The 9,991-nt window shown below is 48.8% G+C and carries 9 protein-coding genes; 6 read left to right on the top strand and 3 right to left on the bottom strand.

Annotated features, from left to right (window positions below):
• Window positions 1-180 precede the first annotated feature (180 nt).
• The 5 genes from QUA04_RS13305 to QUA04_RS13285 all read left to right on the top strand — a co-directional run bounded on the left by QUA04_RS13305 (window position 181) and on the right by QUA04_RS13285 (window position 5,526).
• A complete protein-coding gene (locus QUA04_RS13305; protein ID WP_333257781.1) occupies window positions 181-1,614 on the top strand; it encodes a hypothetical protein in 1,434 nt (477 codons plus the stop codon).
• 404 nt (window positions 1,615-2,018) lie between these two features.
• Window positions 2,019-3,602: a chloride channel protein gene (locus QUA04_RS13300; protein ID WP_333257779.1), complete on the top strand. Its 1,584-nt coding sequence runs from the start codon at window positions 2,019-2,021 to the stop codon at window positions 3,600-3,602.
• A gap of 62 nt (window positions 3,603-3,664) precedes the next feature.
• Window positions 3,665-4,552 carry an Rpn family recombination-promoting nuclease/putative transposase gene (locus QUA04_RS13295; RefSeq protein WP_333257777.1) on the top strand — a complete coding sequence of 296 codons (888 nt, stop codon included), beginning with the start codon at window positions 3,665-3,667 and terminating at the stop codon, window positions 4,550-4,552.
• 131 nt (window positions 4,553-4,683) lie between these two features.
• Complete coding sequence (locus tag QUA04_RS13290) at window positions 4,684-5,163, top strand: J domain-containing protein (protein ID WP_333257775.1); 480 nt, start codon at window positions 4,684-4,686, stop codon at window positions 5,161-5,163.
• A 90-nt stretch (window positions 5,164-5,253) separates the two neighbouring features.
• On the top strand, window positions 5,254-5,526 hold the full coding sequence (locus QUA04_RS13285; protein WP_333257773.1) for a DUF3143 domain-containing protein: 273 nt from the start codon (window positions 5,254-5,256) through the stop codon (window positions 5,524-5,526).
• Window positions 5,527-5,825: 299 nt separating this feature from the next.
• On the opposite strand, the gene QUA04_RS13280 is transcribed toward QUA04_RS13285, so the two are convergent.
• The 3 genes from QUA04_RS13280 to lysA all read right to left on the bottom strand — a co-directional run bounded on the left by QUA04_RS13280 (window position 5,826) and on the right by lysA (window position 9,135).
• Entirely contained in the window at window positions 5,826-6,572 is a 747-nt protein-coding gene (locus QUA04_RS13280; RefSeq protein WP_190731528.1) for an isoprenyl transferase, read from the bottom strand.
• 20 nt (window positions 6,573-6,592) lie between these two features.
• The gene (cdaA, locus tag QUA04_RS13275; RefSeq protein ID WP_333055496.1) at window positions 6,593-7,486 is read right to left on the bottom strand and encodes a diadenylate cyclase CdaA; all 894 of its coding nucleotides are present in this window, start codon (window positions 7,484-7,486) and stop codon (window positions 6,593-6,595) included.
• Window positions 7,487-7,716: 230 nt separating this feature from the next.
• Complete coding sequence (gene lysA / locus QUA04_RS13270) at window positions 7,717-9,135, bottom strand: diaminopimelate decarboxylase (protein ID WP_333257770.1); 1,419 nt, start codon at window positions 9,133-9,135, stop codon at window positions 7,717-7,719.
• 158 nt (window positions 9,136-9,293) lie between these two features.
• Here lysA and rimI point away from each other — a divergent pair, with 158 nt between their 5' ends.
• A complete protein-coding gene (rimI, locus tag QUA04_RS13265; RefSeq protein ID WP_333257768.1) occupies window positions 9,294-9,935 on the top strand; it encodes a ribosomal protein S18-alanine N-acetyltransferase in 642 nt (213 codons plus the stop codon).
• Window positions 9,936-9,991 lie beyond the last annotated feature (56 nt).

Below are 9,991 nucleotides of genomic sequence, written 5' to 3'. Positions count from 1 at the left end.
ACTGAATCTGTCTTGAGTACTCGTTCTGGTCGGATTCCTCCTTCTCTTGTGCCACGCTAACCCCGTGAACTTCTACCAATCTTCCTTTGTCCCGCGCCTCGAAACATCCGCTTGCAGTCCCTAAAAATATTTCGATAATTGTTCCTATTTATAACCTAGTTCCTTCCTTCCCCTGCCCCTATGAAAAAACAGTTAAAATTTAACTTCCTGACGATCGTACTTATTGTAAGCTTAGCAATAATCGGTATCGGATGCGATCGCCTTTTCAAAAAAACCTTTCAACTTCCCGCCTCAGCCAAACAAGAACCCTGGCCAATCCAAACAGGCCTCCGAGCAGCCATCGTCCGCGACAACATACCAACAGTCAACCGCGTAGTTTTAGTACCCGACGAAGCCACATTCTTAGCAGCAATCCAAAAATGGAATCTCAAAGGAAACTGGCCTATTCTCATCGAAGACAAAAAATATGCGCCCATGTTTTTGCAGCGCTTTAAACCCGAAGAAATAGTGCGTTTGCCAAGCATCAAACAGCAACTGCCAAAAAATCAAAAACTCCAGCAATTAATGCTCAACAGCGCAGCAGCAGCCTGGAATGCCACCGATACTCCAACCTTAAAAGCAAAATGGACGCAACTCGGCTGGGAACCCCCAGGAGTAGTAATCACATCAGAAAATGACCCCGCACGCTCAGCAGCAGTTGCCTTAGCAGCCGCTCACGGCCAACCTTTAGTATTTCTAGAAGGCAACTTCGGGAAACCCAACGATACCCTCAATAACACAGAGTGGAAAAATCTGCAACTAGCAGCTACAAAAGCTGTCGAATCAACCGGATTTTTTTATTCTCAACTCGCAGACCCGATCGACACAATAACCATTGTACGCCAACTAGCAGTCAAATATCAATCTCCTGAAAAACCAGACGAACAACTAGCCGTTACCGACGGTTTGGGACGGCACCCCAACGGCGAACGCTGGGCGGTGGTCGGCTGGGTTTACGGTTCCGAGGTACGATCGATCTATCAAGCCATGTGTGCCATATTTCTAGGCAGCCAAACAGCCATGCTTTATGACAGTTACCCCAAGGAAGGAAATTGGGGAAAATATGAAATGGAGGAAGCAGCTAGCGGACTAAAAACCATAGGTTTAAATGTCGAATTAGTGCAGCGACCAGAATCTAGTCTGGAAAAGTGGCGGAGTTTAGCCTCAAAGCCGTGGACATTTGACTTAATATTAATCAATTCCAAAGGCTATGCAAAATCATTCCAAGTGGGCAACGGCGACGCTTCAGTTGAAGACATACCAAAACTCCAATTTCCCGCAGCAATCCACATGATCCACAGTTGGTCAGCAGCAGCCCCCGATGACAAAAATACCGTTGCCGGAAGGTGGCTAGAAAATGGTGCTTACGCATATATTGGCAGCGTCAACGAACCTTTTTTATCTGCATTTATTCCACCTAAATTAATGGTCGATCGCATGAAGCGAGGATCACCCTTTTTAATGGCAGCACGCCAGCTAGAATCCCCTCCCTGGAAAGTCACCACCATCGGCGATCCGCTAATGTCGATCGCCAAACCCCGACCAAGAATTCCGCCCACTCAACAACCAATGTGATATTATGCGCGTGCGAGGGATTTGAGATTTGAGATTTGTGGTTTGAGATTTGTGGTTTTAAGGTAAAATCTCAAATCGCCAATTCTTTAATTTGAAAGTTGTTTTGCACTGAGTTATATGATATGACCCGTTCATTGGTGCGATCGCCCTAACCGCCAACACTGTAAATATAGTTAATTAGCATTATCGCGAGAGTGTATCTAAGTTTGACTGTAACTGAGCATACAATTAGCTCAAATCTGCTGACTCTCAAAATCGGTCATTCCACGCCAGCCGCCAGCCCAAAAAAATTACCCTAAAATACGCCTTAATTAAGTTGTCAATTCCCGTAAAATCACTCAAAATGAAAATAAGAAATAAATTGTAATATTTATATAACTTCTCACCGAAGAATTAACCGCTAAATGAGAGCCATCCCTCCTGTGGATCTGCCGCCACCCGGCCCAACCGCAGCAACTCCCCAAGCCTCCCGACTAAGCCCGCTATTCAACCGCCTGCACCCCAGCCCAGAAACCCTCCTGCTCATCCTCTCCCTAGTCATCGGGGGAGTTACGGGTGCAGGCGTCGTCACCTTTCACTACCTCATCCACTTCATCCACAGCCTGATGCTGGAAGACTTCATGGGGGCGATCGCCTCGAAAGGCTCTTGGACGCTAGCCTGCATTCCCACCCTCGGCGGAGTCATCATCGGGCTGATGCGGTGGCGGTTTCGGGATTTTGGCCCGAATATGTCTTCCTTAATTGCAGCCACCCGCGGCCTACAAGAACTCTCCCCCCTCAAACCCATCACCAAAATGGTGGCAGCCTCAGTTTCCCTCGGCACCGGCGCCTCTCTGGGCCCGGAAGCCCCCAGCGTCGAAATCGGCGCTAATTTTGGAATGCTGCTGGCTCAAGTCTTGCAGCTTTCCCCAGAACGGCAGCGCTTGCTCCTCGGCGCCGGAGCAGCAGCAGGTTTATCTGCCGGATTTAACTCTCCCATCGCCGGAGTCTTCTTTGCTTTAGAAGTCGTGCTCGGCAGCACCTTCGCCACTTCGTCAGTCAGCGTTGTCTTGCTCTCCGCCGTAGTTTCGGCGCTGATCGCTCAAATCTGCTTGGGAGCTCAGCCGGCCTTTGCTTTGCCAGTCTACGATGTCCGCAGCCCCCTAGAACTGCCTCTGTACATGGGATTGGGGCTTTTAGCGAGCGGAGTATCCCTAGCCTACACAGAAGCAATTCAATTGGCCGATCGCTGTTTTCAAGGAAAAGTCCGGGGATTTGCTTGGCTCGGACAAATGCCCCGGCCGCTTCACCCGATCATCGGCGGGGCCGGAGTCGGCTTAGTCGCCCTGCAATTTCCTCAAATTTTGGGTGTCGGCTACGAAACAGTCCAAGCAATGCTCCAAGATGTTAAATTTTCCTTGCCTTTGCTGTTGCTGCTGCTGTTTGTAAAACTGGCGATGACAGCAATCAGCCTCGGCAGCGGTTTAGTGGGCGGCATCTTCGCTCCGGCGATGTTTTTGGGAGCTTCCCTGGGTTCGGCTTACGGCCTGTTTTTGGAAATGCTGCCGGCAATGAGCGATCGAGTCGCCGGCCCTCCCGCCTACGCAATGGTAGGAATGGCCGCCGTCCTCGCCGGCAGCGCCAGAGCACCGCTGACAGCCATCCTGTTGATGTTTGAATTAACCCGCGATTATCGGATAGTCTTGCCTTTGATGGCAGCAGTCGGATTGAGCGTTTGGCTGGTGGAGTGGGTAAACCGCCGATCAACAGCCCACAGCCTCAACCTTCAGCAAATGGGCGTAGACGTGGCTCTCAATACACCGATCAAAGCCAGAGAGCAGTTACAAGATTGGGAAGACGCTCTGGGCGATCGCATCGTCACAGAGTTGATTTCTTGCCAACTTCCGATCGACGGCGAACACAGGGACGATGAGCCTGTGCTGGCGATCGCCAATGCACATTTGCCGGAAAATGTCAAACCATTGCCTGAAACAAAATCAGCCGTTTGACTGATCTCAAATCCCGTTGTTTCGCCACCAAACCGATAACCTTAAAGCTAAATCTGACAACTATGATATTTATCAACCCTAAAACCGATTATGCCTTCAAAAAAATCTTCGGTTCCTCAGAAAGCAAAGAGATTCTAATTAGCTTTCTCAACGCCTTGATTTATGAAGGCAATCCCACAATTCAAGACTTAGAAATCATCAACCCGAATCTACCGCCCAAACTAGAAGGCTTAAAAGATAGTTATCTGGATGTGAAAGCCAAACTCAGCGATGGCACTTTAGTAATTATTGAAATGCAAGTGCTCAACGTCCAGTCTTTTGGGAAACGAGTTTTGTACAATGCAGCAAAGACTTACGCTTTTCAATTGGAAGCAGCACAAGGATATCGATTGCTGAAGCCAGTAATTGCTCTGACAATTACTGATTTTGAAATGTTTCCTAACAGCTCAGAATTTATTTCCCGATTTGTGTTCAAAGAAGTCAATAAAAACTTTACGTATCCCGAAAACGATCTGGATTTAGTGTTTGTAGAGTTGCCAAAGTTTACCAAAGGACAGGAGGAACTTGAAACTTTAGCAGACAAATGGATTTATTTTATGAAAAATGCCCGAAGTCTGACATCGGTTCCAGAAATAATGGATAGAATACCAGAAATCCATGAAGCTTTTAATATTGCGAATCAAGCCAGTTTGAGCAGAGAGGAAGTGGAAGATTTGGACAGAAGAGAACAGTTTATTTATGACCAACAGGGAGCAATTATTAAGGCTGTTCAGGACGGCATAGAACAAGGTATAGAACAAGGTATAGAACAAGGACGAGAAGAAGGAATGCGAGAAAAGGCGCTCGCGATCGCTCGACAATTACTCTCACAGCTAGATAATGCCATGATCGCGCAAGTTACGGGGCTTAGCGTTGAGGATGTGCAGAATTTGCGCTCGACCAATTCATAGTTTAAAGTGGGCGATCGTACCTTGAGCCGATCGCCCACCCTCAACCCCTCGACATCGCAGACAGTGGCGCTACCCTCAAATCTGCTCTAAAATAATCAAAAATTATAAACAACAAGCCCAGAGGCGCTGAGGTGACTCCTAACGAGGGAACGGCAAACAGCAAAAGTCAGAAAATACCCGGCAAAACCCCCTTGGGTTCTAGTTACTACGGCTTGTTAGGGCTGCATCCTTCAGCCTCAGCGATCGAAATTCGGCGATCCTACCGGGAACTGAGCAAACTCTACCATCCCGATACCACCGAGCTGCCGCCCGCAGTCGCCACCGCCAAATTTCAGCAGCTCAACAACGCCTACGCCACCCTCAGCAACCCAGAACGTCGCCTTGCCTACGACCTCAAAATAGGCTATTCTCGCCTGAACGTGATTGGGCCGCCCCCAGGGTTCGATACTCCGGTTTCGGGATCGGGCAAAAAAACTTACAACTCCGCTTACCTAGATCCCACCGATCGACCTCTTTCCCCCGGAGAAATGTTCGCTCTGTTTATCATGGGAGCTAGCTTAATCGGATGTTTGGTACTGGCGATCGCGATCGGCTTAATTCGCGGCAATTAAAGCGTCAAATCCCCAATTCCCAATCGCAAGTCTAAAATCCCCAATCCGAAATCCCCAATCTAAAATCTAAAATCTAAAATCTAAAATCGCATGACTCTTCCTTCCGCTGACACTCCTTTGTACAACCATCCACTCCCGGAAATCGAGCAGTGGCTAAAAAGCCGCGGCTGCCAGCAAGATCGGCGAGAACTCCACTGCTGGCAGATCGAGCAACCTACCTGGAAAGCAGAACTCTCTCTCGATATCGACCAACTCACCATCCGTTACATCGATGCTGGAGCCGACGGCCAAGACATTCAGCGAGCCTTCAAATACTCCCTCTCACGTCAGGACATTGAAGCGGCCGTTTTCTCCGGCCCCTAATTTGATTTTAGATTTTAGATTTTAAATTTGTCCTCCAATCTAAAATCTAAAATCGTTATGTTGAACAGGAGATGAGTGAAATTGGTATTAGATTTTAGATGGGGAATCCAGGTAAGAAGCATCAAGCGTGCAAGCATTTACATGGGAGTGCGATCGTCCCGCTCACTGTATGGTGCTGTGCGGGACGATCGCAGGTCGTAAAAACGTTTTTTACTTTCATGCAGATCTCCCTCAGAATCCACACCTACTTGGAAACTAAAAAATCCACCAAAAAATCTAAAATCTCAAATCCAAAATCGTTAGACTTTGCCAAATCGGCGGTTGCGTTGCTGATAAGTAGACAAAGCGCGGTGAAACTCCGATCGATCAAAATCCGGCCACAGCGTCTCAGTAATGTAAATTTCCGAATAAGCCATTTGCCATAGTAGAAAATTGCTCAACCGCATTTCCCCGCTCGTCCGGATCAGCAAATCCGGGTCACAAACATCAGCAGTATACAAATAGCGTTTAAATAAAACCTCATCAATCTCCTCCGGCTGCAACTTGCCCTCTTTCACCTGAGTGGCGATCGCCCGACAAGCTTGTACAATCTCCTGACGCCCCCCGTAATTCGTCGCCACCGTAAACAAAATCCCCTGATTGTGCTGAGTGGCCGTCACAGAACGCTCGATTTCCGCCTGCAAAGACTTCGGCAAAGCCTGCAAATTCCCCATAAATTGAATTTGCACGTCCTCGTCCACCATCTCCCGCAATTCTTGCCGCAGCTTACCCTCAAACAAACTCATTAAAAAATCCACCTCTCCGGCCGGCCGCCCCCAATTCTCCGTCGAAAAAGCATAGGCCGTTAAAGCTGGAATCCCCCAATCTTTGCAGCAGCGCAGCAGTTCCTTCAGAGTGCTAGCTCCTCGGCGGTGCCCCGCAATCCGCGGCAACCCCTTCTTCTTAGCCCAGCGCCCGTTCCCGTCCATAATCACTGCTATGTGCTTAGGCAGTAGTTCCTGTTGCAGATCCTCCGGCAACTTTTCCAAGCAAATTCCTTGACTCATGGTTTCTCCCGATTACCCGACTAACGGCGCAGTATCCGTTTTAATAGCGTCACTCCCTTCAATCCTATCTGGCGTCCGAGATTGCCGATCGGAATTGGAGCCACAACTCTTTCTCCCTCGGACGGGAACAGCTTTGCTTCCAGCAATTCCTTAAGTTTGTTGCTAGTCAAAGGTCGATTTAAAAGTCCCATCTGGGCTAAAGAAATAGAACCCGTTTCCTCGGACACCACCACGCACACGCAAGCTTGCACCCGTTCTGTAATCCCCATCGCCGCCCGGTGGCGGGTTCCCAACTGCCGCGACGCAGTGCGATCGGACAAAGGCAAAATTACCCCCGCCGACACGATCCGCGAACCTCGAATCAAAACAGCTCCGTCATGCAGCAAAGTTTGCGGCTGAAAGATTGTCTGCAACAATTCTTTAGAAACTTCAGCATTTAGCTTTAGTCCCGGCACCGAAAAATCCCGATCGTCGATCGGAGAATCTGTTTCTATAATGAGTAAAGCGCCCGTGCGGTTTTGCGAAAGTTCTTTTACGGCGTCCACAATTTCATCTATTACGCTGTCCGGTTCGGGAGTTGGTCGGCGATCACGTCCAAACAATTGCCGAAATTCCCCCCGACCCAATTGTTCCAGAAATCGGCGAAACTCCGACTGCAATATTACCGCCATTGCCACAGCCGAACCAGTCACCAAGCTGTTGAGGGCAACGTGCAACAGCCTCAATCCAGCCCAGTTGCTCACTGCCGCCGCCAGCATCAAAATGATAAATCCCCGTACCATCCACAGCGTTCGGCGCTCGCCAACAATGACGAGCACCAAATACGCGAGGGCAAAAACCAGTCCAATATCGATCCCTTGAATCAATAAGGACTGAACCAGGGCCAAGTCAAAGCCAGATTGTTGATTGTTCATGGTTCATCGAACGCTACCGCCTGTGAACCGCGAACCGTGATGCACTCGAACCCATGAACCATGAACAGTTGTTATAAGGAATATGCTGAAAATCCCCGTGTTTTTAGACCGGGAAGTGTCAATCCAATCGTGTGACTGAACAAGGCAAAAGTTAAAAGTGAAAAGGCAATCATCACTAAGTAAACATGGATTGTCTTTCTTTTAACTTTTAACTTTTAACTTCTAAGTTTTTACTTTGGAGATCCGAGTCGTTCAGGAAGGCGGTCAAGCCTCAGCAAATCCTGGTAAGTTTCCCGCTGTATAATCGTGTTAACTTCCCCATTTCTCACTAAAACCGCTGCCGGTCGGGGTACTCGGTTGTAGTTAGAAGCCATGCTGTAATTGTATGCCCCTGTGGCCGTAACCGCGAGGACATCTCCGGTCTGACACTCGGGCAATTTGGCATCTTTAATCAGAACATCGCCTGACTCGCAGTGTTTCCCAGCAATTGTCACTGTTTCCGTTAAGGCAGCAGACATTTTACCGGCTGCGAGGACTCGATAAACTGATTGATAGGTAATAGGACGCGGATTGTCGGACATCCCTCCATCCACAGCTAGATACGTCCGCATTTCCGGAATGACTTTTTGAGAGCCAACGGTATAAGCAGTGACGCAGGCTGTACCGACGAGCGATCGACCCGGTTCGCAAAGCAATTTTGGTAATGGCAATTGCTGCCGCTCGCAAGCTGCTACCACTGCGGAGCAAATTGTACGAGCCCAATCTTCAATGCTGGGAGGATCGTCCGCTTCAGTATAGCGAATGCCCAACCCCCCGCCAATATTAATTTCTGTCGCTGGCAAACCATAACTAAGTGCTTTTGTCAAGGCCTCAACTATGACATCGGCTAAATCGTCATGGGGTTGCAGTTCAAAAATCTGAGAGCCGATGTGAGCGTGCACTCCCACGCAAAATAACGACGGGTGTTGGCTGATGAAAGTAAATACTCGATCGAGTGAGTTGGGATCAAAGCCAAATTTACTGTCGATTTGACCCGTCTGAATGTACTCGTGGGTGTGACACTCAATTCCCGGAGTAAACCGCACCATAACTCGTGTCGGCCCACCTGTAAGGCTGCTGACACCCAATTCTCCCAACTCTGCTAGAGTCTCTAAATCCCGCCAATTGTCGGCTACGGTAATGCAGCCGTTTTCGACAGCTAGCTGCAGTTCCTCGCGGGACTTGTTGTTACCGTGGAAGTAGATTGTGTCGGGGCCCACGCCGGCTTGCAGTGCAGTGTAGATTTCTCCGGCGGATACGACATCTATGCCTAAACCTTCCGAAGCTGCGATCGCGCAAACTGCCAAACAACTCCAAGCTTTAGAAGCATAGAGCACTTGAGATTCGCCCGGATAGTAACGCTTAAAAGCATCCCGGTACTGGGTGCAAGCCGCCCGCAGCGTTTCTTCGTCTAAAATATACAACGGCGAGCCAAATTGCTCCACCAAAGCTGTCACCTCGCAGCCTCCGATTTCCAACCGATCGCTGCTGTTAACACTGGCTGTCAGCGGTAACAGTTCTTGATTGGGCGATCGAGTTTGCAGGGTTGGCTTCGACTCAGACAGATACTTAAGTCCCGATTCGACCCCGAAAGATTGAGTTGATACCATCGCGCAATAACTATCCTAGGTTATTAGTCAGCAGTCATTAATCAGCAGTCAGCAGTCGGCAGTCATTAATCAGCAGTCATTGGTCGTTGGCAGTAGACTAATGTCTGGAGACTTGTGAGTCATGACTCAAAACTAGCAACAAACAGCTAATCGCTACTGTGTTTTCCAGTGTACAATTTACAGCCGTGCGTTTTCTACAAATTAAACATCTCGTCGCAGAAGACCTCAACAGTGCAGTCGAACTCGATCGGATCTGTTTTGGCGGACTTTGGACTTTAGAAGGCTATGGGCGCGAGTTAGGCAGTCCTAACAGCGATTTACTGGGTTTGTGGGCCTCGGAAACCGAGGACTGTGAATCAGCTCAAAACCTGGCGGGCACGGGGGCACCGCCCCTACAGATTCCCCCAACCCTGATCGGCTTGGGCTGCCTGTGGGCAATTTTAGAAGAAGCTCACATTACAATTCTGGCAATTCATCCTCGCTTTCAAGGTCAGGGTTTAGGACAAGCTCTGCTTTTGGATTTACTAGACAAGGCTCACTATAGACAATTAGAACGGGCAACTTTAGAAGTGCGGGAATCTAATTTAGCCGCAGTGTCTCTTTACCACAAATTTGGTTTTAAAGAGGCAGGACGGCGGAAACGGTATTACGAAGACACCGGAGAAGATGCTCTGGTAATGTGGCGCAGCGGCATAGAGAAACCAGACTTTCAGCAATATTTGGCGGTTGAAAAAGTGCAAATTTGCGATCGGCTGCATCAGAAAAACTGGCATTTGGCGATCGATACTTTTGAGTTTTGAGTTGTAGGGACGAGAAAGCGATACACTGATATGCTGTGTTAATCGGTGCTATATTG

The organism is Microcoleus sp. S13_C5 (genome assembly GCF_036700845.1).
GTDB lineage: Bacteria > Cyanobacteriota > Cyanobacteriia > Cyanobacteriales > Microcoleaceae > Microcoleus.
The sequence above is the reverse complement of the archived record's forward strand: the minus strand, read 5'-3'. Positions and strand labels throughout refer to the sequence as shown.